A 20,254-nucleotide genomic window follows, 5' to 3' on the forward strand; every position below is an offset into this window, starting at 1 on the left:
AGACGAAACCAGCCGCGAGGCTCAATCCCGCAGACCCCAGGCCTTGGGGGCCAACAGGTCGCGGGAGGGAAGGACCTGCGCCAGCGTCAGGCGGCGGCGGCTCACCCGGGTGGCGGTGTAGCCGAAGCCGTCGCCGCCCCGCATCGTGAACACTATGCGCAGGGGCGCGCCGTCGGCGGCGCGGCATTCGGAGCGGCCGGCGTCATAGGTCAGCGGCATGGCGTCGACCCAGGCACAGGGCTCTCCGAGCACGGTCCCGACCTTGCCGGCCATCGGAGCCCCCAGCGACGGCCCGGTGCTCGGCGCGCGGCGCTCGATACTCAGACGCTTAGGCTGTCCGGCGGCGTCGAAATCGGCGCCGATCATAACCGCGTTGTCCAGGCGGTGACTGAACAGCATCCGCATACCACTGTAGTCGGAGCGGTCCTCGTACATCCAGCCGCCGTGGCGGCGGACCGTCATCGGCGCCAGGTGAGATTGGCCATCCGGCGCCAGGACGACCTCGAAATCCGGCGCGGCGGCTGGACCCGTGACCGCCGCGACGCCCCAGGCCCGCAAGTCGAGGAGATCGGCGGGCGGGTGTGTGCCGCCGGGCGACACCGCCCGCCGCTCCACACTCACGGCGCGGGCGGACGACAGCTCCCCGAAGCCGCCCGCAGTCTTGCGCCACAGCTCGATCCCATCGCCGGTGACGCAGCCGGTGCGTTCAAAGCCCTTGCTGACGCGGTCCGGCGGCTGGCGGTAGACGCTCCAGACCTCGCAGGGCTCGCCCAGGACGGTGTCCGAGGCGCCGGTTTTGCGGGGGTCGTACTGGATGCCCGGCGAGGGGGCATGGGCCGCGCCATAGACCTGAAGCGCTCGGTAGCGGCCCGCGTCGTCGCGGCCCAGCTCCGCCACGACGGACGTAGCGGCGCCGATGTAGGTCGTGCCGGCGTGGTGGTTCTCTATCTTGTCCACCCGCAGCCAGCCGCCGGATCGGGACACCGTGGCGGTGTCGTCGCCCGGTGTGCCCCAGCCGCGCTTGACGAGGTAGGTGACGACGAAATCAGGGCCTTGCGGGCTGGGCAGGAAGACATCGCCCAAGCCGGCGATCCGCGCGGGGGCCCCTGACGGCGCGTCGGGCGCCGCGGCCAGAGGGTCGGCGGGACTGAGCAAGCCGGCGCCGATCAGCAGGCCGGCGAACGGCCACGATCTGAAGCGAGCCGGCGGGTTCATCGGGCTAGGATCGCCCCGCCTGCTTTAGAAATCGCGAGCAAACAGGCTTAGCGGGCCTTGGGGCGTTGCCCGAAGGCGGCCTTTACGGCGGCCGCGCACCGCACGACAACTGCACAGCGCGGTCGACAGGAGTTGCCCAGTGAAGATCTCGATGATGACGATGGCGGCCGTCTTGGCGCTGGTCTCGGGGGCGGCCCAGGCGGCCGCGCCCACCGCCAGGCTGGACGCCGGCGTGGTGCAGGGCGCGGCGGACGGCGACCTCCTGGTGTTCAAGGGCATCCCCTACGCCGCGGGGCCCAGCGGGCCGCTGCGCTGGCGCGCGCCGCAGCCGGTCCCCGCCTGGACGGGCGTGCGGCCGGCGACCGGCTTCGGCGCGGCCTGCCTGCAGCCGCATCTCAGCGACGATCCCTGGGCGCAGGTCGGGCCGCAGAGCGAGGATTGCCTGTTCCTCAACGTCTGGCGCCCGGCCAAGGTCGAGGCGGGTGGCGATGCGGTGATGGTGTTCATCCACGGCGGCTCGTTCACCCGCGGCGCGGCGGGGGTGCCGCTCTACGACGGCTCGGCGCTGGCGAAGCGCGGGGTGGTGATCGTCACCATCAACTACCGCCTGGGCCGGTTCGGCTACTTCGCCCACCCGGCGCTGACAGCGGAGAACGCCGACGGCGGGCGGCTCGGCAACTATGGGCTGATGGACCAGATCGCGGCCCTGCAGTGGGTGCAGCGGAACATCCGCGCCTTTGGCGGCGACCCCAGGCGGGTGACGGTGTTCGGAGAGAGCGCCGGGGCGGTGGCGGTGCAGATGCTGACCACCAGCCCGGCGGCCAAGGGCCTGTTCGTGCGCGCCATCTCCGAGAGCGGCGGCGGCACGGCGGCGGCCTCCCCGATCCGCGGGACGCCGCTCTCCGGCGAGGCGTTCGGGGCAAGCTGGGCCAAGGGGCTGGGCCTGGCCGACGCGACGCCTGCCCAGCTGCGCGCCATCCCGGCCGCCGACGTGCTGAAACCCGGCCCGACCGGGCCGATGGTCGACGGGGTGATGATGCTGCGCACGCCCGGCGACACCTACCGCAAGGGCGAGCAGCTTAAGGTGGGGCTGATCATCGGCGGCAACTCGCACGAGGCCAGCCTGGTGGGCGAGAACGTCGCCGTGGCCAAGGCGGGGCTGGGACCGGCCTATGACGCGCTCTTGGCGGAGGCGAAGGCGCATCCGACCAAGGCCGGCGCGGAATCCGACCTGATCACCGAGAGCCTGTCGACCCAGCCCTCGCGCTACCTGGCGGAGCGCAACGCCGCCGCGGGCCTGCCGGCGTATTCCTACTATTTCGACGAGGTGGCGGGTGGCGACCGGGCGAAGGCCAAGGGGACCGACCACGGCGGCGAGCTCAGCTACCTGTTCGGCACGCGCATCGACAAGGAGGTCTGGGACGACACCGACCGCCACGTCTCGCAGCTGATCGGCGACTATTGGACCCGCTTCGCCAAGACCGGCGATCCAAACGGGGCCGGCGCGCCGCGCTGGGCCCCGGTGACCAAGGCGGCCTCGCCCTTCATGCGCTTCGACGCGGCCCCGCACACAGAAGAAGCCACGCCGCTCGAGGGCAAGATCGAGGACGCCGCCGTGGCGGTCGCGGTCAAGGCCTGGGACGCGGCGAAGTAGGGGTGCGGCGCCGGCCTCAGGCCGCGGCGGCGGTGGAGCCGGGGGTCTCGTCCTCGACGCCTTCGCCGAGCGCTGCTTGCAGGGCGGCGAGCAGGTGTTCCGGCTTCATCGGCTTTTCGACGACGCCGTTCATGCCGGCGGCGAGGTAGCCCTCGGCGTCCTCCGGCTCGGCGTTGGCGGTGAGCGCGATGATCGGCACCAGGGAGGCTGGGCCGGTGAGGGCGCGGATGGCGCGGGTGGCGGCGACGCCGTCCATCACCGGCATCTTGATGTCCATCAGGATCAGGTCGAAGCGCCCGCCGCGGGCGGCTTCCACCGCCTCGGCGCCGTCGTTGGCGCTCTCGCAGGTGCAGTCGAACATCTCGCAGAGCGCCTGGGCGACCATGCGGTTGGTGGCGTTGTCGTCGACCACGAGAACGTGGGCGGAGCGCTCGGCGGCCTGCGGGGCCTCGGCCGGGGTCTCGGCGGCGGGCAGCAGGATCTCGAAGACCAGGGTCTCGGAGCCGCCGCCGACGCCTTCGCTGCGCAGGGTTCCGCCCAGGCCGTCGACGATCTGGCGGGCCAGGACGACGCCGATGGCGACCTCCAGGCCAAAGCGGGCCTCAACGTCCTTGACGCGGGTTTCGAGTTCCTGGGCGTCCCAGGCGGCGTCGCGGGCGCCGCGGACCCGGCCTTCGAAACGGATGCCTTCGGGTCCGGCGACGGCGCGGACGCTGGCTTCCACGGCGCCGCGGCGCAGGCTGGCCACGGCCTCGCCGACGAAACCGTCGAACACTTGCAGCAGGCGGGTGCGGTCGGCGAGCGCGCAGGCTTCCGGATCGCCGTCGTAGGAAACGAGCAGGGTGACGCCGCTCATGGACGCCTGCGGCGCCCAACGCTCCTGCACCGCGTCGATCAGCTCGCGCAGGTTCAGCGGGGCGGGGTCGAGGGTCACGCCCTCCATGGTCACCTTGCGCAGGTCGATGGCGCGGGCCAGCAGCCGACGCGCGCTGTCGGCCGCTTCGGCCGCGCCGCTGACGCAGGCCTGGGCGTCAGGCGTCAGGCGTTGCCGCGACAGCTGATCGGTCAGCGCCGCGACGCCTTCCATCTGCTGAGTGATCTCGGCGGTGACGCGGTCGAAGAAGAACGCTTGCAGGGACATGAACAGCCGAAGGTTGCGGAACGCGACATCGCCACCATGGCGCCAAGCGCTTGCGGAGAGGTTAAGTGTCGCCGCGACACAAAGGCTGGCGCAAACCTTTCGCCGGACGTGGCGATCCCGCATATGAGGGCGATGATCGACCAGACCGGCGCCCTCGTGCTGTTCTCCGGCGGCCAGGACTCCAGCGTTTGCCTGGCCTGGGCGCTGGAACGCCATGGGCGGGTGGAGACCGTGGGCTTCGACTACGGCCAGCGCCACGCTGTGGAGCTGGAGGCCCGCCAGGCTGTGCGGGCGCGCATGGTCGAGCAGTTCCCGGCCTGGGCGGCGCGGCTGGGCGACGACCACATGCTCGACATCTCCAGCTTCGGGGCGGTGGCCGAAAGCGCGCTGACCGCCGACCGGGCGATCGAGATGACCGAACGGGGCCTGCCGTCCACCTTCGTGCCAGGGCGCAACCTGGCCTTCTTCATCTATGCGGCGGCGCTGGCCGACCGGCGGGGCCTGCGGGCCCTGGTGGGCGGCATGTGCGAGACCGACTTCTCGGGCTATCCCGACTGCCGGCGCGACACCCTGGACGCCATGCAGCGGGCGCTGAACCTCGGGATGGCGCGGGACTTCGTCATCGAGACTCCGCTGATGCGGATCACCAAGGCTGAGACCTGGGCCTTGGCCAAGGGCCTGGGCGGCGAGGCGCTGGTCGAGCTGATCGTGGCGGAGAGCCACACCTGCTACCAGGGCGTGCGCGAGGCCCTGCATCCCTGGGGCTACGGCTGCCGGACCTGCCCGGCGTGCGAGCTGCGCCAGCGCGGCTGGGACGGCTGGCTGGCCGAGGGGCGCCCCAGCCTTCGCCCGCAGGCGCTGGGCGGCTGACCATGAGCTATGCGGTGAAGGAGATCTTCCTGACCCTGCAGGGCGAGGGCGGCCAGGCGGGCCGGCCGGCGGTGTTCTGCCGCTTCGCCGGCTGCAACCTCTGGTCCGGGCGCGAGGCGGACCGGGCGGGCGCGGTCTGCAATTTCTGCGACACGGACTTCGTGGGGATGGACGGACCCGGCGGCGGCCGCTTCGCCGACGCGGACGCCCTGGCCGACGCTGTGGAGGCGGCCTGGGAAGGCGGGACGGACGACCGGCTGGTGGTGCTGACCGGCGGCGAACCCCTGCTGCAGCTCGACGAGGCGCTGATCGAGACCCTGCATGGGCGGGGCTTTTCCCTGGCGCTGGAGACCAACGGCACGCTGCCGGCGCCGGCGGGCGTCGACTGGATCTGCGTCAGCCCCAAGGCCGATGCCCCGGTGGTGCAGACCTCGGGCCAGGAGCTGAAGCTGGTCTATCCGCAAGCCGGCGTCGATCCGGCGCGCTTCGAGGGCTTGGATTTCGAGCGCTTCGCCCTGCAGCCGATGGACGGGCCGGACCGCGAGGCCAACACCCGCGCGGCCATCGCCTACTGCCTGGCCCACCCCCGCTGGCGCCTGAGCGTCCAGACGCACAAGTACCTCGGCATCGCCTGAGACCCGGACGCGGCGCGGTCTCGCCCCTCAGAAGTTGGCGTGGAGGGTGACGAGGGCGCTGACCGGTTCGCCGACCAGGGCGCCGGCGGCGTTGGCGGCGATGAAGTAGCGCTGGTTGGTCAGGTTGCGGACGTTGACGTCGAGGCCCCAGCGCGGCGTCTCGTAGCCGACCATGGCGTTCACGATCGTCGAGGCCGGGATCGCATTGACGTTGGTGATGTCGCTGTAGGTCTTGGACTGGTAATTGATCCCACCGCCTACCCGGAAGCCCGCGACGCCGCCGATGGCGAAGTCGTAGCTGGTCCAGAGGTTGGCGAGGCTGGCGGGCGCGCCCTGTGGATGGCGGCCCACCGAGGTGATCCCTTGCGGATTGTCGGTGATCACCGCGTCCTGGAAGGTGAGGTTGGCCAGGAGCCGCCAGTTCTGGGTGATCAGGGCGTCGAGGGAGGCTTCCTCGCCGCGCGTCCGCTGGCTGTCGAACACCACGGTCTCAAGGCCGTTGACCGTGGTCGCGGCGGCGACGTTGTCGCGCGAGACGCTGAAGACGGCGGTGTTCAGCACCACCCGGTCGTGCAGGAAGGCGAACTTGATCCCGCCCTCGTACTGCAGAGCCGATTCCGGCGCGCCGACCCCGTTCTGGGTGTTCTCGGAGTTGAAGTTGACCAGATGGCTCTGCGAGACCCCGACATAGGGCGAGGCCCAGGGCGCGATCTTGTAGAGCGCGCCGGCGTTCCAGCTCACCGGGGCGTCGTGGTGCGCGTCGGTGACTCCGGCCAGCAGGGGCTTGCCGTCCGCGCCGAACCGGCCGGGCACGCTGATCAGCGGGGTGAGCGCGGTGTCGAACCAGTCCTGGCGCACGCCGGCGCGGACCTTCAGCCGGTCGGTGATGTCGATCTGGTCAGTGACGTAGAGGCCGTAATAGTCCGCCCGCAGACGGTCGTCGTCGCAGGAGTGCTTGGCGTCGCACAGGAAGGTCAGGCCGGCGATCGAGGTCTCCGGCGGGACGGGCGCCAGCGCGTCGGGGATATTCGGCAGGTCGGCGGTGGTGCGCTGGGTGTCGAGCGCCTGGTGCTGGTATTCGAAGCCGGTCAGGAGGGTGTGGCGCACCGAGCCGGTCGAGAAGCGCCAGACCGGCTCCACCTGGTAGTCGAGGTCGTTGTCGGTGTCGCTCTGCTGGCGCGCCTGGCGGCCAATGACTTCGCCGACGCTGACCTTGGTGCTGGTGCTGTCGCCGTTCCCCAGCGAATCCAGCGTCCGATAGAGGTAGGAAAGACGGTTGTTGACGGTCAGGACGTCGCTGACCTTCCAGCTGTCGGTGAGTGTCGGGCGCGCGAAGTCGGTGTGCGCGAAATCGAAGGGCGTCGAGTACTTCGCGTCGAGGGAGACGCCCTTCAGGGGCGAGCCGTCGAAATAGATGATGCCGTAGGAATCCGGGACTTCTTCGATGTGGCGAAGGTCGAGGGCGAAGTCGATGGTGTGGCCGCCCACCCGCCATTCCAGCGCCGGCCGGACCTCCTCGTCCTCGCTCTTGAGGCTGCGGAAGCCGTCCGCGCGCGCGAAGGTCGCATCGATCCGGTAGTTCAAGCCCGCGGCCCCGGCCGCGCCGGTGACGTAGTCGCTGTTGACGACGGTCCCGAACGAGCCGCCCTGCAGGCTGGCGCCAAAGTGGAAGTCCGCTGACGGCGCGGAGTGGACGATGTTGATCGTGCCGCCGGGCGGCCCGCTGCCGAACAGGGCCGAGCCCGGGCCTTCCACCACCTCGATGCGCTCGACGCCGTTCAGGGAGTGGGACAGGCCGCCCAGCTGGTCGCCGTCGGAGAAGCCGTCCTCGAACACCTGGGCGTTCAGGCCGCGGATCAGGAAGTGGTCGTAGAAGCCCTTGGTGTCCTGGCCGCCGACGTTGACGCCGCTGGCGTTGGCCAGGCTGTCGCGCAGCATGACCGCGCCCTGCTCGATCAGCACCTCGCGGGGGATCACCTGAACGCTGCCCGGCAGGTCCTGGATGGCCGTGCCGGTCTTGTCGGCGACCGGCGGCAGGTCGATGGCGCTCTGCCGGGCCTCGACGACGACCTCGCTCACCGCGGAGGGCGCGGCCGCATCGGCGTCGGCGGCGGTCTCGGCGGCCTGGGCGGCGCCGGCGGCCAGGAGACAGGCGCCCGCGCTGGCGGTGAGGAGCCACCTGGATCGCGCGGTCCGGCGCTCGCGCAGCGCCCCAAGTCCTGTGGTCGGCCGGATAAGGATGCCCATCGCCAGTCCCGTAAATGCAACTCAGTTGCAAGTTTCCTATGGGAGCGGGATCGGGTGGGTCAACTGCAATTGCGAGTCGATATCAAAAAAAGATACCGAGAAATCAATATCTTACGATGTAAATTGAGCGAGGCCTTGTGGCGGCCCCGGTGCGGGAAGCTCAGTTGCCCGAGTCTTTCTTGCCGCTGGGAATGACCGCGCCGGCGACGTCGCCGACCCCGTGGGCGGTGGCGCCGACCACCTTGCCGGTGACGCTCGCGGCGGTCCCGACGATCCCCACCGCCGCGCCGCCGACGGCGCCGGCCGCGCCCACCACGGCGCAGGCGCTGAGCGCCAGGGCCGCGGCCGCGAGCGCCATGGCCCGCAAGATCAAGGACTGCAGCGGCATATCAGGCGACTCCCCGGACAAGGCGGCCATCCTGTTGGCCTGGGCGTGAAGAATTGGCCAACGGTGAAGGCAGAAGCCGCCTCAATGCTCCTGGCGCGCGGCCTTTGGCGCCTTGTCGCTGTCGCGCCGCCAGGGGCCAGGATAGTGCGGATCGACCCGGCGACGGCGGTCGGGGCCGAAGTAGTCGTCGGTCTTCACATAAGGCCGGGGATGCTCGACGATCTGGTTGATCCGCTCCACCACCCCGCGGGCGGTGAGCGGCTTGGCCAGGAACTCGTTGACGCCAGCGTTCCGCGCCTCCTGCACCCGGGCCATGGTCGAGTGGCCGGTGATCATGACCACCGGGCACATCTGGTTGGGGCTGTCGGGCGAGCGGCGCAGCAGGCGGACGAAGTCGATGCCGTCCAGCGGCTGCATTGAGAGGTCGGTCATGATGATGTCGATCTGCTGGCCGCGCATCATCTTCAGCGCCTGGGCCCCATCGCTGGCCTCGAAGATATGGCGCACACCGACGGCTTTCAGAATCTCCGACAACAGCACCCGCATGTGGTGGTTGTCATCGACGAGCAGGATTTTCAGCAGGTCGTAGCGCACGGACGATTCGTCTTCTGTTTTTGGCCAGCCGCCGGTTTGATTACGTTGCGGAAAGCAGGGGGGTCAACGCGAAACTACATTGATCGACAGAAGCTAAGCGTTTGCGAACAGTGGAAAACTTAGTTGCAAGCGGGGCGTGTGCTTAAGGTGAAGCTTTCAACCGAGACGCGTCGTCAACGCCGGCGAAGTCGGACCAAGCATCAGCCGAGACCGGTTTGACCCCGGTGCCGCAGAAAGGCGTCGGCCAGGATGCAGGCGACCATGGCCTCGACAACCGGCACGGCGCGGATCCCCACGCACGGGTCATGGCGGCCCTTGGTCCTGAGCTCGATCTCCTCGCCGGCCTCGTTGAGGCTGCGGCGCGGGGTGAGGATCGAGGAGGTGGGTTTGAAGGCGACGCGGGCGGTGACTGGCTGGCCGGTGGAGATACCGCCCAGGACGCCGCCGGCCTGGTTGGAGAGGAAGATCGGCCCGTCGTTTCCGGCCCGCATCTCGTCGGCGTTCTCTTCGCCGGATAGCGCCGCCGCGGCAAAGCCCGCGCCGATCTCCACGCCCTTGGCGGCGTTGATCGACATCAGCGCCGCGGCCAGCTCGGCGTCCAGCTTGCCGTAGATCGGCGCGCCCCAGCCGGCCGGAACGCCGGTCGCCTCGACGGCCACGACGGCGCCGGTGGAGGAGCCGGCCTTGCGCACGGCTTCCAGATGTTCCTCCCAGACCGGCACGATCTCCGGATCGGGCGCCCAGAAAGGGTTCTCCTCGGTGCGGGAAAAGTCGATGCGGTCGGCGGCGACGGCGTGCGGGCCGATCTGGACGACGGCGCCGCGGATGGCGACGCCCGCGAGGATCTTGCGCGCCACAGCGCCGGCGGCGACGCGGGCGGCGGTCTCCCGGGCCGACTGGCGGCCGCCGCCGCGGTAGTCGCGCACGCCATACTTGGCGAAGTAGCTATAGTCGGCGTGGCCGGGGCGGAAAGCGGCGGCGATCTCGGAATAGTCGCGGCTGCGCTGGTCCACGTTCTCGATCAGCATGGAGATCGGCGTGCCGGTGGTGACCTGCTGCGGGTGGCGCTCGTCGGAGAAGACGCCGGAGAGGATGCGCACCGCGTCCGGCTCCTGGCGTTGGGTGACGAACTTGCCCTGACCGGGGCGGCGCTTCTCCAGCCAGGCCTGCACGTCGGCCTCGGTGAGTTCGATCCCGGGCGGGCAGCCGTCGACCACGCAGCCCAATGCCGGCCCGTGGCTTTCGCCCCAGGTGGTGACGCGGAACAGATGGCCGAACGTATTGTGCGACATGGCCGGGCTTGTAGCGGCTTCGGGGTGGCTAGGCCAACCTCGCCCTCTACGGTTGGCCCAGGGTCTTGCCGAAGAACACCAGGGCGTCCTGCAGGGCGGTGATGTGGGTGGGGCCTTGCGGGACGGCGTCGCGGCAGATCGGGATCTGCGCCTGGGCGGCCGGGCTGCAGGCGGCCAGGAAATCGTAGTGGCCGACGTTGGCGATGGCCTTCAGCTGGGCGCGCGGGATCATCCGGGCCGCGGCGCCGCCGTTGGTGTGCGGCGGGGCGACCGGGTCGGCGTCTCCGAGTTCGATGGCGACGGGCGTGGTGAGCGCGGTCAGGCTGGCCGGGTCGAAGGCCTGGACGATGGCCGGCGCCAGCGCGAAGACCGCGCGCACGCCGCGGATCGAGTGGTCGTCGCCGGCGTGGGCCACTTCCGGCGCGAGCTCGGGGGAGGCGAGGGCGGCGGCGGCCTGCTCCTGAGTCACCGCCAGCTCGATCTGCGGCTTGCAGACCCCGTCGTCGGGGTGGGCGGCGCAGAAGGCCTGGAAGCGCTTCAGGTCGACCCGGCCGCCGGCCGCGGCGATGGCGGTGAAGCCGCCGGCCGAGAAGCCCGCCACGCCCAGGCGGCGCAGGTCGATATGCTGGCCCACCACGGGGTCGGCGACGGCGGCGTCGAGGGCGGCCTGCAGGTCGCCGGGCCTGTCCCAGAACAGGGTCGCCCCGGCCACGGTCATCTTGTCGACGCCGTTGTTGCCGGGGTGGTCGACGGCGATCACCACATAGCCTTGCTGGGCCAGGACGGTGGTGAACCAGCCCATCATCCGCGCCGTGCCGCCGAAGCCGTGGGAGAACAGGATCACCGGCCGCCGACGCCCATCCACGAAGGGTGCGTCGAGGGCCGCCGAGCCCACGTAGAACAGCGGATTGTTGGGCGGGCCGAGGTCGAGGGAGGTCTCGGTCACGCCCTGCTGCGCCGGATACCAGACGGTGACCCGCACGTCGGTCTTGTGGTCGGCATCGCGCAGCGCGGCGGTCGGATTGTGGGCGGTCAGATGGATCTCGCCCACCGGCGAGCTCTGGGCGTGGGCCCCGGCCGAAAGCGCGCACGCGATCAAGACCGCCGCCAAACCTGCAAACGCCCGCACCATCTAGTCCCCCGGATTCCGCGGCGCGACCCTAGGCGAGGGCGCGCAACCGCGCCGCTTAATTCGCCGCCATCGTGTCGGGATTCAGGCGGGCCTTCGCCAGGGGTGTGTACGCATGGATCTGGCTGGGCCCCTATGGGCCGAGAGAACAGCGTCCACCTGCGGCCCGTAGCGGAATTTGAAATCCGCGGGCAGTCTGTCCGCTGTCAGAAGCGGGATCTCGGGTAGGTGGCTAATCTCTTCCTGGCGCTCAGCATCGCGCTCTACATCTCCTCGCTGGCCCTGTCGCCTTTCGGCGGGTGGCCGGGGTGGGCGGACCTGGCGTTCGGTTGGCTGGGCATCGGCAGCGTGCTTTCGAGCCTGTGCTGGTTCGCCAATCCCATCCTCTGGCTCACGTGGAGCGCCATCGGGTCGGGCGCGCGCCGGGAGGTTTCCGCGCCGCTCTCGATCGCCGCGCTGGCATGCGCCGGAAGCTTCCTGTTCATGCGGACCGCCCTCGCGGGCGAGGGGCCGCCCGCACCCATCGGTCCCCTGAGGATCGGCTATTGGCTTTGGCTGGCCAGCATCGCCGTCGCTGGCGCGGGCGCGTTCCTCATCTCGCCGCCGTCACGATCGGCTCAGGGCGCGGCCCCTTAGGCCGCCCAGGCCGCGGCGAAGCGGCGCAGCAGGGTGCGGGCGGCGGAGTCGGCCTGGCCGGCCTCGGCGGGGGCGAGCCTGAGGAAGAGGCAGCCCTGGCGATGGCGGCCGCGGGCGGGCAGGCCCTGGCCGGCCAGGCGCACCAGCTTGCGTTCGCCGGCCTTCTTGGTCAGCCAGACGATGCGCCGGCCGAGCGGGGTCTCGACGGCCAGGCGGCCGCCCTCGGCCAGCAGGCGCGGCTCGACGGCGGCGGTGATCCAGAGGTCGTCGCCGCGCACCATCAGCTCCGGGCGGCCGCTGAGGCTGACGGTGAGGGTCTCAGCCCCGGCCCGCACCGCGTCGCCGGCGCGCAGGCCCGGCGGCAGGGTCAGGCGCACCAGGCGGCCGTCAGCCAGCCGGTGCTCGGCGGCCCCGCCGCGCAGGGCGGTCAGCGGATCGATGGCGAGGACCGCCGGCTGGGCCGGGCGCGGGACGGGCGGCTGGACGATCAGCCGCTCGGCGGGGACGGGCTGCGCGGCCTGCAGGCGATGGTAGGCGGCGACCACCTGGCGGAAGCGCTCGTCGGCGCCGCCCTCCCGGTCGGGGTGCGCGCGCTTGGCCGCCTCGCGGAAGGCGGTCCGCAAGGCGTGGGCGTCGTAGAAGGGGCCGACGCCGAGGATCTCGCGCGCGGCCCTGAGCGTCATCGGAAGGTCGGGAGCCATCTGCGGCCAGCATCCGCTCAACATGGTCAATGGCGGGTTAAGCCGTGCGGCGCGGGAGGCCGCGCGCTATATCGGCGGCGATGAACGACAAGACCCCGATCCCGGCCTCGCCCAGCGAGGACGACTACGTCCGCCAGGTGGCCGCGGCGGAGCCTTTGCCGCAGCTCAGCGAGGACGATCCGCTGGCGCTGTTCAACGCCTGGTTGGCCGAGGCGGTGGCCAAGGAGCCGAACGACGCCAACGCCATGTCGCTGGCCACCGTCGACGCCAACGGCCTGCCGGACGTGCGCATGGTGCTGTTGAAGGAGGCCGACGCCCGCGGCTTCGTCTTCTATTCGCACCTGGAGAGCGCCAAGGGCCGTGAGCTGGCGGCCAATCCGCAGGCGGCGCTGCTGTTCCACTGGAAGTCGCTGCGCCGGCAGGTGCGGGTGCGCGGCGCGGTGACGCCGGTGACGCCGGAAGAGGCCGACGCCTATTGGGCGACGCGGGCCAGGGCCTCGCAACTGGGCGCGTGGGCCTCCGCGCAGTCGCGGCCGCTGCCGGACCGCCTGGCCTTCGAGAAGAAGATCGCCGAGTACGGGCTGAAGTTCGGCCTGGGCGCCGTGCCGCGGCCGCCGCACTGGTCCGGCTGGCGGGTCGCGCCGCAGGCCATCGAGTTCTGGCGCGACCGGCCGTTCCGCCTGCATGAGCGGCTGGCGTTCGTGCGCAGCGGCGAGGGCTGGACAACAAGCAGGCTGTTTCCTTGACGCCCCAGCCTTCGGGTCTTGCGCCTACGGCGGAGGAAGCCGAGGTCGCGGCCTGGCTGACGGCGCAGTCGCAGCCGCCCATCGAGACCGCCTGTGCGCGGGTGTTCCTGGCCGGCGACGCAGCCTGGAAGGTCAAGCGCAACGCCGACCTGGGCTATGTGGACTTCACCACGCTGGAGCGCCGCAAGTGGGCGCTGGACCGCGAGCTGGAATTCAACCGCGCCACGGCGGGCGACATCTACCGCCGGGTGCGGGCGATCACCCGCGAGGCGGGCGGCGGCCTGGCCTGGGACGGCTCCGGCGCCGTGGTGGACTATGCGCTGGAGATGCGCCGCTTCGACGAGGGCGCGGTGCTGGCGGCCAACCCGGACGCGGTGGACGGCGCGCTCGCCGAGCGGCTGGGGCGGATGATCGCCGACGTCCACGCCGAGGCGCCGCTGAGGCCCGGCGGCGGCTGGCGGGCGCTCGACTGGACGATCCAGTCCAACGCCGCGCGGCTGCGCGAGCTGGCGGGCCAGATAGACGCCGGGCGCGTCGAGACCCTGGTGGCGGCGACGCAGGCCGAGTTCGAGCGCCAGCGGCCGCTGCTCGAGGCCCGGACGGCGGAGGGCTTCGCGCGGCGCTGCCACGGCGACCTGCACCTGGGCAACATCCTGCTGGAAGACGGGACGCCGGTGCTGTTCGACGCCCTGGAGTTCAGCGACCTCCTGAGCGACCTGGACGTGCTCTTCGACCTGGCGTTCCTGTTGATGGACCTCGACTTCCGGGGCCGGCGCGATGCGGGGGCGCGGGTGCTGTCGGCCTATCTGGACGAGGCGGCGCGGTGTTTCCCGCCGTCGCTCTGGGACGGCGTGGCGGCCCTGCCGCTGATGCTGTCGGTGCGGGCGAGTGTGCGGGCGCATGTGGAAGCCCATGCCGGCGACCTGGTCCAGGCGGCGGCCTATGTCGAAGCGGCCATCGCCCATCTGTCGCCGTCGCCGGCCGTCCTGGCCGCGGTGGGTGGGTTTTCCGGCACGGGCAAGTCGACCTTTGCGCGCGCGGTGGCGCCCGGCCTGGGGCGCTCGCCCGGCGCGGTGGTGCTCAGGACCGACGAGGCGAGGAAGCGGCTGGCCGGCGCCGGGCCGGTCGATCACCTGCCGCGCGAGGTCTACACGCCGCAGTTCTATGCGCGGGTCTACGACATGGTGTTCGAGACCGCGCGGGCCCTGCTGAAGGCCGGCCAGTCGGTGGTGCTGGACGCCACCTTCACCGAGGCGCCGATGCGCACCCGGGCCGAGGCGCTGGCGGCGGAGACGGGCGTGGCGTTCCGCGGCGCCTGGCTGGAAGCGCCGCTGGCGGTGCTGGAGGCCCGCGTCGGCGGCCGGGTCGGCGACGCTTCCGACGCCACGCTGGAGGTGCTGCACGGCCAGGTCGCCGAGCACGGCGGCGAACGCGTCGACTGGCGCAAGGTCGACGCGACGCAGCCTACCGGCGATGCGGCGCGGGCGTGGTTGGAGCTGTTTGGGCCGGCTTCCTGAGTTCCTCCTCCCCTTGTGGGAGGAGGTGGCCCGCGGAGCGGGTCGGAGGTGGGGTTTCTCAGACTTTTCGGCTTCACCCGAAGCTCAGTTTTGCGCGGAAGGGAGGACGCGACCCACCTCCGTCAGCCTTCGGCTGCCACCTCCTCCCACAAGGGGAGGAGGACCGCCAGATGATGCCCTCGCTCAACTTCCCGCGCTGCGGTAGCGGTTGGGGGGGATGCCGAGGAGGCGCTTGAACATGGTCGAGAAGGCCGCCGGGCTGTCGTAGCCGAGGTCGAGGGCGATGGTGGTCACCGGCTCGCCGGCGGCCAGGCGGGGCAGGGCGGCGAGCAGGCAGGCCTGGCGGCGCCAGGCGCCGAAGCTCATGCCCGTCTCGCGGCGGAGGGCGCGGGTGAAGGCGCGCCGGCCCATGCCGAGCTCTTCGCACCAGCCCTCGATGGTGTCGTGCGGCGTCGGCGTCTCCAGGAAGGCGTGGCAGCGGCGCGCCAGCGTCGGCGAGGCCGGGAAGGGCACCGAGAGCGGGGCCACTGGGGCGCGCGCGACCTCGGCGATCAGCAGGTCCATGACCAGGCCGTCGCGGCCCGCGATGTCGTACTCCGGGACGATGGCGTCGGCGGCCAGCAGCAGGTTGCGCAGCAGGGGCGAGACCTCGATCACCCGGCAGGTCTCGCCCAGCAGCCCCGCGACGCTGTCGTCCATCAGCAGGCTGCGGGTGCTGACCGCGCCCACCATCCGCACGGCGTGCGGGATGCCGGCCGGGGTCCAGACGGCCCGTTCGGCCGGGGCGATCCAGGCGCCCTGCGGCGTCGAGACCACGACCACCCCGTCGGCGGCGTAGAGCAACTGGCCGCGCCGGTGGGTGTGCCAGTCGAGCTCGAAGGACGGCGGATAGTCGTTGCCCACCGCCACCACCGGGCGCGGCACGTCGGCGAAATCGTCGGGGTTGATCCTGGGGCGGTTCATCACGGTTTCAGCGCCTGGCCCACTCGCGAAACTGAAAGGCCCGCTCTGGAATGCGGGACGGCCTGCACCGTCCTATCGCCAGCCTCCCCAAAGGGAAAGCCGCGTCATGAGCCAAGCCGCCACCTCCTCGCCTCCCGCCGCCGCGCCCGCGCCCGACGCCGGCGGCACGGTGTTCGCGGTGATCCTGGCGATCAGCTTCTGCCACCTCCTGAACGACATGATGCAGTCGCTGCTGCCGGCGATCTATCCGAGCCTGAAGGCCAGCTTGCGCCTGAGCTTCGGCCAGATCGGCCTGATCACGCTGGCCTACCAGATCACCGCCTCGATCCTGCAGCCGCTGGTGGGGCTCTACGCCGACAAGCGGCCGACGCCGCTGGCCCTGCCGGGCGGGACCCTGTTCTCGCTGGCGGGGTTGGTGGTGCTGTCGGTGGCGCACAGCTATGGCCTCCTGCTGGTGGGCGCGAGCCTGCTGGGCGTCGGCTCCTCGGTCTTCCATCCGGAATCCTCGCGGGTGGCGCGGATGGCGGCGGGCGGGCGGCACGGCCTGGCGCAGTCCCTGTTCCAGGTGGGCGGCAACGCCGGCTCGGCGCTCGGACCGCTGGCGGCGGCGGTGTTCGTGGTGCGCTACGGCCAGACCAGCCTGGCCTTCTTCGCCCTCCTGGCCCTGCTCTCCTGCGCGATCCTGTGGAACGTCGGGACCTGGTACCGCCATCACGGCCTGGCGCGGCTCACCGCCGGGGCGGGCAAGCGCACGGCGGCGGCCCTGCCGCCGGGCCGGGCGCGCTGGGCGCTGGCCATCCTCCTGGCGCTGATCTTCTCGAAGTACGTCTACCTGGCCAGCCTCACGAGCTACTTCACCTTCTATCTGATCCACAAGTTCGGGGTGTCGGTGCAGGCCGCGCAGGTGCGCCTGTTCGTCTTCCTGGCCGCCGTGGCGGTCGGGACGGTGGCGGGCGGGCCGGTGGGCGACCGCTTCGGGCGCAAGTCCGTGATCTGGGCCTCGATCCTGGGCGTGCTGCCGCTGACCCTGCTCCTGCCGCACGCCAGCCTGTTCTGGACCGGCCCCCTGACCGTGGCCATCGGCCTGCTCTTGGCCTCGGCCTTCCCGGCCATCGTGGTGTTCGCCCAGGAGCTGGCGCCCGGCAAGGTGGGGATGATCTCGGGCCTGTTCTTCGGCTTCTCCTTCGGCATGGGCGGGCTGGGCGCGGCGGTGCTGGGCCGGGTGGCCGACGTGGCGGGGATCGACACGGTCTATCGGCTCTGCGCTTTCTTGCCGGCCATCGGCCTCCTGGCCGCCTTCCTGCCCGATCTGCGGCGCGGCGCCCTCGCAAAGGTCACCGAGGCCTGAACCCTCCGCCCAAGGCCGTCCCGGTCAGCGCGCCGCGTTGCGTCTGAACGGCGATAACAATAGCCTGTAGCGGAAGACCGGCTGGGGCTGGCGTGGAGGAAAAAACTAAGATGCACGGGCTGATGCAGGACTGGCCGCTGACGGTCGACAAGATCCTCGACCACGCCAAGGCCTGGCACGGCGACCGCGAGATCGTCAGCCGCTCGGTGGAAGGGCCCATCGTGCGCACCACCTACGCCGAGGTCCACACCCGGGCGAAGAAGCTCTCCAACGCGCTGAAGGCCTTGGGCGTGAAGCCGGGCGACCGGGTCGCGACACTCGCCTGGAACACCGCGCGCCACGTCGAGGCCTGGTACGGCATCATGGGCATGGGCGCGGTCTGCCACACGCTGAACCCGCGGCTGTTCGCCGAGCAGCTCTGCTACATCATCAACCACGCCGAGGATCAGGTCATCATCACCGACCTGACCTTCCTGGCGGTGCTACAGGAGCACCGCGCCAAGATGACGACGGTGAAGCACATCGTGGTGCTGACCGACGAGGCGCACATGCAGCCCGAGATCATGCCGGGCGCGCTCTGCTACGAGACCCTGCTGGCGGGGCAGTCGGCCGACTGCGTCTGGGGCGACTTCGACGAGCAGACGGCTGCGGGGCTCTGCTACACCTCCGGCACGACGGGCAACCCGAAGGGCGTGCTCTATTCGCACCGTTCCAACTTCCTCCACACGCTCGTGACCATGGGCAAGGACGTGATGGGCATCTCGGCCACGGACACCGTGCTGCCGGTGGTGCCGATGTTCCACGCCAACGCCTGGGGCCTGGCCTTTTCCTGCTCGGCGGTGGGCGCGAAGCTGGTGATGCCCGGCCAGAAGCTGGACGGCCAGTCGGTCTATGAGCTGCTGGAAAGCGAGGCGGTGACCTTCTCCGCCGCCGTGCCGACGGTCTGGCAGATGCTGCTGGCCCATATGCGCCAAAACAAGCTGGGCCTAACCAGCCTGAAGCGGGTGGTGATCGGCGGCTCGGCGGTGCCCGAGGCCCTGGTCCGCGCCTTCCGCGACGACTACGGCGTTTCCGTCACCCACGCCTGGGGCATGACCGAGACCTCGCCGCTGGGCACCTTGGCGACGCCCTCGGGCAAGACCATGCACCTCGACCCGGAGGAACAGCTGCGCTTCACCCTGAAGCAGGGCCGTCCGCCGATCGGCATCGAGCTGAAGCTGGTGGATGACGCCGGAAACCGCCTGCCGCACGACGGCGACACCTTCGGCCGGCTGCTGGTGCGCGGACCCTTCGTGGTCGGGGAGTACTTCCGGGGCGACGGCGGGGCGATCCTCGACGACGAGGGCTTCTTCGACACCGGCGACGTGGCCACCATCGACGAGCACGGCTTCATGCAGATCACCGACCGGGCCAAGGACGTGATCAAGTCCGGCGGCGAGTGGATCTCCTCCATCGAGATCGAGAACCTGGCGGTGGGCCACCCGAAGGCGGCGCTCTGCGCGGTGATCGGCGCAGCACACCCGAAGTGGGACGAGCGGCCTGTGCTGCTGGTCAAGCTGGAGCCGGGCCAGGAGGCGGCCAAGGAGGAATTCCTGGTCTACCTGGAAGGCAAGATCGCCAAGTGGTGGATGCCGGACGACGTGGTCTTCGTCGACGACATCCCGCTGGGCGCCACCGGCAAGATCGACAAGAAGCTGATCCGTGAGCGGATGAAGGGCTACGTCCTGCCGACGGCCACGCCGGTCACCGCCTGAGCCGCATGGTCGACCTCAAGCCGGCGGCCGCCGACGACCTCGCCGAGGTCGTGGCGCTCACCAACTGGGCCTATCGCGGGACCGGGCCGCAATCGAGCTGGACCACCGAGAGCTATCTCGATGGCGAACGCACGACGGCGGAGGCCCTGGCCGCCGACCTGGCCGGCAATCCGCGGGCGCAGGTCCTGCTCTGGCGCGACGCGGCCGGCGAGTTGCAGGGGCACTTCTGGCTGGAGCCCGCGGGCGAGGACGCCGGCTACATCGGCCTGCTCTCCGTGCGTCCCGACCGGCAGGACCAGAAGCTGGGCCGCACCCTGCTGGCCGCCGCCGAGGACCTGGCCCGCGCGCGCGGCTACCGGCGGATGCGGATGACGGTGATCAATGTGCGCGACACCCTGATCGCCTGGTACGCCCGGCGCGGCTACGAGGCGACCGGCGAGACCGAGCCGTTCCCCTACGGCGATGACCGCTTCGGCAAGCCGCTGCGCGACGACCTCTGCTTCGTGGTGCTGGAGAAGGCGCTCTAGGGCGCGAGGCGGTAGCTGGTGTCGATCCCGGGCGGACCGCCGGCCTCGATCTCGCCCGCGCGCTCCAGGTGGATGATCGCGGCCAGCATGGAGCGGGCGGCGGCGGGCCACAGGCGGCTGTCGACGTCGGCGTAGAGCTTCGGGACCAGGTCGTTGATCGTCGCCGGGCCGGCGGCGAGGGCGGTGGTGATCTGGTCCATCCGCTCCTGGCGGTGCGCGACATAGGCGTCGATGAACGGCGCGACCTCGCGGATCGGCGGGCCGTGGGTGGGCCAGAGCGTGGCGAAGCCGCGGGCGCGGACCTTGGCCAGGCTCTGCAGATAGTCGGTCATGTCGCCGTCGGGCGGGGTGATGACCGTGGTCGACCAGCCCATGATGTGGTCGCCGGAGAACAGGGCGTTCTCCTCCGCCAGCGCATAGCAGAGGTGGTTGGAGGTGTGGCCGGGCGTGGGGATCGCCTCCAGCGTCCAGCCGGGACCCTCGATGGTCCCGCCGGCGCAGAGGCTGACGTCGGGGCGGAAGTCGTGGTCGTGGCCGGCCTCCATTCGCGGCGCGCCGGCCTCCTCGGCGTGGTGGTGGGCGACCGCGCAGCCGTAGACGGTCGCGCCGGTGGCGGCCTTCAGCGCGGCGGCCAGCGGCGAGTGGTCGGAATGGTGGTGGGTGATCGGGATGGCGATGACCCGCTCGCCCTCCACCGCCTTGAGGATGGCGGCCAGGTGGGTGGGGTCGTCAGGGCCGGGGTCGATCACCGCGACCTCGCCGTGGCCCACGATGTAGGTGCCGGTGCCTTTGAAGGTGAAGGGCCCGGGGTTGTTGGCGACCACCCGGCGGATCAGCGGCGAGACCGGGTCGCAGGCCCCGTACTGGAAGTCGATCTCCCGGACGTAGGGGATCATC

19 protein-coding genes are annotated in these 20,254 nt (G+C 71.1%); 9 read left to right on the forward strand and 10 right to left on the reverse strand.

Annotated features, from left to right (window positions below; all coding sequences use genetic code 11):
• Positions 1 to 21: 21 nt before the first annotated feature.
• Positions 22 to 1,215 carry a hypothetical protein gene (locus E8A49_RS01730; RefSeq protein WP_293375701.1) on the reverse strand — a complete coding sequence of 398 codons (1,194 nt, stop codon included), beginning with the start codon at positions 1,213 to 1,215 and terminating at the stop codon, positions 22 to 24.
• 151 nt (positions 1,216 to 1,366) lie between these two features.
• On the opposite strand from E8A49_RS01730, the gene E8A49_RS01735 reads away from it, so the two are divergent.
• Positions 1,367 to 2,869, forward strand: coding sequence for a carboxylesterase family protein (locus tag E8A49_RS01735; protein ID WP_293375703.1), 1,503 nt, complete (start codon positions 1,367 to 1,369; stop codon positions 2,867 to 2,869).
• Positions 2,870 to 2,885: 16 nt separating this feature from the next.
• Here E8A49_RS01735 and E8A49_RS01740 read toward each other — a convergent pair whose 3' ends face one another.
• Complete coding sequence (locus E8A49_RS01740; protein ID WP_293375705.1) at positions 2,886 to 4,010, reverse strand: response regulator; 1,125 nt, start codon at positions 4,008 to 4,010, stop codon at positions 2,886 to 2,888.
• Positions 4,011 to 4,142: 132 nt separating this feature from the next.
• Between E8A49_RS01740 and queC the strand changes: the two genes are divergently transcribed.
• Positions 4,143 to 4,880, forward strand: a complete 738-nt coding sequence (queC, locus tag E8A49_RS01745; protein ID WP_293375795.1) for a 7-cyano-7-deazaguanine synthase QueC — start codon at positions 4,143 to 4,145, stop codon at positions 4,878 to 4,880.
• 2 nt (positions 4,881 to 4,882) lie between these two features.
• Positions 4,883 to 5,515 (forward strand): 7-carboxy-7-deazaguanine synthase, encoded by a 633-nt coding sequence (queE, locus tag E8A49_RS01750; RefSeq protein WP_293375707.1) that lies wholly within the window; start codon positions 4,883 to 4,885, stop codon positions 5,513 to 5,515.
• Positions 5,516 to 5,542: 27 nt separating this feature from the next.
• Here the strand turns inward: queE and E8A49_RS01755 are convergent, their stop codons facing one another.
• The 5 genes from E8A49_RS01755 to E8A49_RS01775 all read right to left on the reverse strand — a co-directional run bounded on the left by E8A49_RS01755 (position 5,543) and on the right by E8A49_RS01775 (position 11,135).
• Positions 5,543 to 7,762 (reverse strand): TonB-dependent siderophore receptor, encoded by a 2,220-nt coding sequence (locus tag E8A49_RS01755; protein ID WP_293375709.1) that lies wholly within the window; start codon positions 7,760 to 7,762, stop codon positions 5,543 to 5,545.
• A 160-nt stretch (positions 7,763 to 7,922) separates the two neighbouring features.
• Positions 7,923 to 8,150 carry a hypothetical protein gene (locus E8A49_RS01760; protein ID WP_293375711.1) on the reverse strand — a complete coding sequence of 76 codons (228 nt, stop codon included), beginning with the start codon at positions 8,148 to 8,150 and terminating at the stop codon, positions 7,923 to 7,925.
• An 81-nt stretch (positions 8,151 to 8,231) separates the two neighbouring features.
• Entirely contained in the window at positions 8,232 to 8,744 is a 513-nt protein-coding gene (locus E8A49_RS01765) for a response regulator (protein ID WP_293375713.1), read from the reverse strand.
• Between the two features lie 200 nt (positions 8,745 to 8,944).
• Entirely contained in the window at positions 8,945 to 10,036 is a 1,092-nt protein-coding gene (gene aroC, locus E8A49_RS01770; protein WP_293375715.1) for a chorismate synthase, read from the reverse strand.
• Between the two features lie 46 nt (positions 10,037 to 10,082).
• Complete coding sequence (locus E8A49_RS01775; protein WP_293375717.1) at positions 10,083 to 11,135, reverse strand: alpha/beta hydrolase; 1,053 nt, start codon at positions 11,133 to 11,135, stop codon at positions 10,083 to 10,085.
• 258 nt (positions 11,136 to 11,393) lie between these two features.
• On the opposite strand from E8A49_RS01775, the gene E8A49_RS01780 reads away from it, so the two are divergent.
• Positions 11,394 to 11,801, forward strand: a complete 408-nt coding sequence (locus tag E8A49_RS01780; RefSeq protein WP_293375719.1) for a hypothetical protein — start codon at positions 11,394 to 11,396, stop codon at positions 11,799 to 11,801.
• Here E8A49_RS01780 and E8A49_RS01785 read toward each other — a convergent pair.
• The gene (locus E8A49_RS01785; RefSeq protein ID WP_293375721.1) at positions 11,798 to 12,502 is read right to left on the reverse strand and encodes a DnaJ domain-containing protein; all 705 of its coding nucleotides are present in this window, start codon (positions 12,500 to 12,502) and stop codon (positions 11,798 to 11,800) included. The genes E8A49_RS01780 and E8A49_RS01785 overlap by 4 nt on opposite strands.
• 80 nt (positions 12,503 to 12,582) lie before the next feature.
• Here E8A49_RS01785 and pdxH point away from each other — a divergent pair, with 80 nt between their 5' ends.
• Together pdxH and E8A49_RS01795 are read left to right on the forward strand one after the other, a co-directional pair.
• A complete protein-coding gene (gene pdxH, locus E8A49_RS01790) occupies positions 12,583 to 13,248 on the forward strand; it encodes a pyridoxamine 5'-phosphate oxidase (RefSeq protein WP_293375723.1) in 666 nt (221 codons plus the stop codon).
• Positions 13,245 to 14,765 (forward strand): bifunctional aminoglycoside phosphotransferase/ATP-binding protein, encoded by a 1,521-nt coding sequence (locus E8A49_RS01795; protein ID WP_293375725.1) that lies wholly within the window; start codon positions 13,245 to 13,247, stop codon positions 14,763 to 14,765. Before pdxH ends, E8A49_RS01795 begins: the two co-directional genes overlap by 4 nt.
• A 183-nt stretch (positions 14,766 to 14,948) precedes the next feature.
• Here the strand turns inward: E8A49_RS01795 and E8A49_RS01800 are convergent, their stop codons facing one another.
• Positions 14,949 to 15,728, reverse strand: a complete 780-nt coding sequence (locus E8A49_RS01800; protein ID WP_293375727.1) for a helix-turn-helix transcriptional regulator — start codon at positions 15,726 to 15,728, stop codon at positions 14,949 to 14,951.
• A 106-nt stretch (positions 15,729 to 15,834) separates the two neighbouring features.
• Between E8A49_RS01800 and E8A49_RS01805 the strand changes: the two genes are divergently transcribed.
• From E8A49_RS01805 to E8A49_RS01815, 3 genes are all read left to right on the forward strand, one after another.
• Entirely contained in the window at positions 15,835 to 17,076 is a 1,242-nt protein-coding gene (locus E8A49_RS01805; protein WP_293375729.1) for an MFS transporter, read from the forward strand.
• A 110-nt stretch (positions 17,077 to 17,186) separates the two neighbouring features.
• Positions 17,187 to 18,830 (forward strand): long-chain-fatty-acid--CoA ligase, encoded by a 1,644-nt coding sequence (locus E8A49_RS01810; RefSeq protein WP_293375731.1) that lies wholly within the window; start codon positions 17,187 to 17,189, stop codon positions 18,828 to 18,830.
• A gap of 5 nt (positions 18,831 to 18,835) precedes the next feature.
• Entirely contained in the window at positions 18,836 to 19,357 is a 522-nt protein-coding gene (locus E8A49_RS01815) for a GNAT family N-acetyltransferase (RefSeq protein ID WP_293375733.1), read from the forward strand.
• Here E8A49_RS01815 and E8A49_RS01820 read toward each other — a convergent pair.
• Complete coding sequence (locus E8A49_RS01820; protein ID WP_293375735.1) at positions 19,354 to 20,253, reverse strand: MBL fold metallo-hydrolase; 900 nt, start codon at positions 20,251 to 20,253, stop codon at positions 19,354 to 19,356. The two genes, E8A49_RS01815 and E8A49_RS01820, sit on opposite strands and share 4 nt — an antisense overlap.
• Between the last annotated feature and the right edge of the window lies 1 nt (position 20,254).

Origin of the sequence: Phenylobacterium sp., assembly GCF_004799515.1 — a bacterium.
Taxonomy (GTDB): Bacteria; Pseudomonadota; Alphaproteobacteria; order Caulobacterales; family Caulobacteraceae; genus Phenylobacterium.

Coding starts and splice junctions, on each gene's coding strand:
- E8A49_RS01730 (WP_293375701.1), bottom strand. CDS start 1,215: ATGAACCCGCCGGCTCGCTTCAGATCGTGGCCGTTCGCCGGCCTGCTG.
- E8A49_RS01735 (WP_293375703.1), top strand. CDS start 1,367: ATGATGACGATGGCGGCCGTCTTGGCGCTGGTCTCGGGGGCGGCCCAG.
- E8A49_RS01740 (WP_293375705.1), bottom strand. CDS start 4,010: ATGTCCCTGCAAGCGTTCTTCTTCGACCGCGTCACCGCCGAGATCACT.
- queC (WP_293375795.1), top strand. CDS start 4,143: ATGATCGACCAGACCGGCGCCCTCGTGCTGTTCTCCGGCGGCCAGGAC.
- queE (WP_293375707.1), top strand. CDS start 4,883: ATGAGCTATGCGGTGAAGGAGATCTTCCTGACCCTGCAGGGCGAGGGC.
- E8A49_RS01755 (WP_293375709.1), bottom strand. CDS start 7,762: ATGGGCATCCTTATCCGGCCGACCACAGGACTTGGGGCGCTGCGCGAG.
- E8A49_RS01760 (WP_293375711.1), bottom strand. CDS start 8,150: ATGCCGCTGCAGTCCTTGATCTTGCGGGCCATGGCGCTCGCGGCCGCG.
- aroC (WP_293375715.1), bottom strand. CDS start 10,036: ATGTCGCACAATACGTTCGGCCATCTGTTCCGCGTCACCACCTGGGGC.
- E8A49_RS01785 (WP_293375721.1), bottom strand. CDS start 12,502: ATGGCTCCCGACCTTCCGATGACGCTCAGGGCCGCGCGCGAGATCCTC.
- pdxH (WP_293375723.1), top strand. CDS start 12,583: ATGAACGACAAGACCCCGATCCCGGCCTCGCCCAGCGAGGACGACTAC.
- E8A49_RS01800 (WP_293375727.1), bottom strand. CDS start 15,728: ATGAACCGCCCCAGGATCAACCCCGACGATTTCGCCGACGTGCCGCGC.
- E8A49_RS01805 (WP_293375729.1), top strand. CDS start 15,835: ATGAGCCAAGCCGCCACCTCCTCGCCTCCCGCCGCCGCGCCCGCGCCC.
- E8A49_RS01810 (WP_293375731.1), top strand. CDS start 17,187: ATGCACGGGCTGATGCAGGACTGGCCGCTGACGGTCGACAAGATCCTC.
- E8A49_RS01815 (WP_293375733.1), top strand. CDS start 18,836: ATGGTCGACCTCAAGCCGGCGGCCGCCGACGACCTCGCCGAGGTCGTG.
- E8A49_RS01820 (WP_293375735.1), bottom strand. CDS start 20,253: ATGATCCCCTACGTCCGGGAGATCGACTTCCAGTACGGGGCCTGCGAC.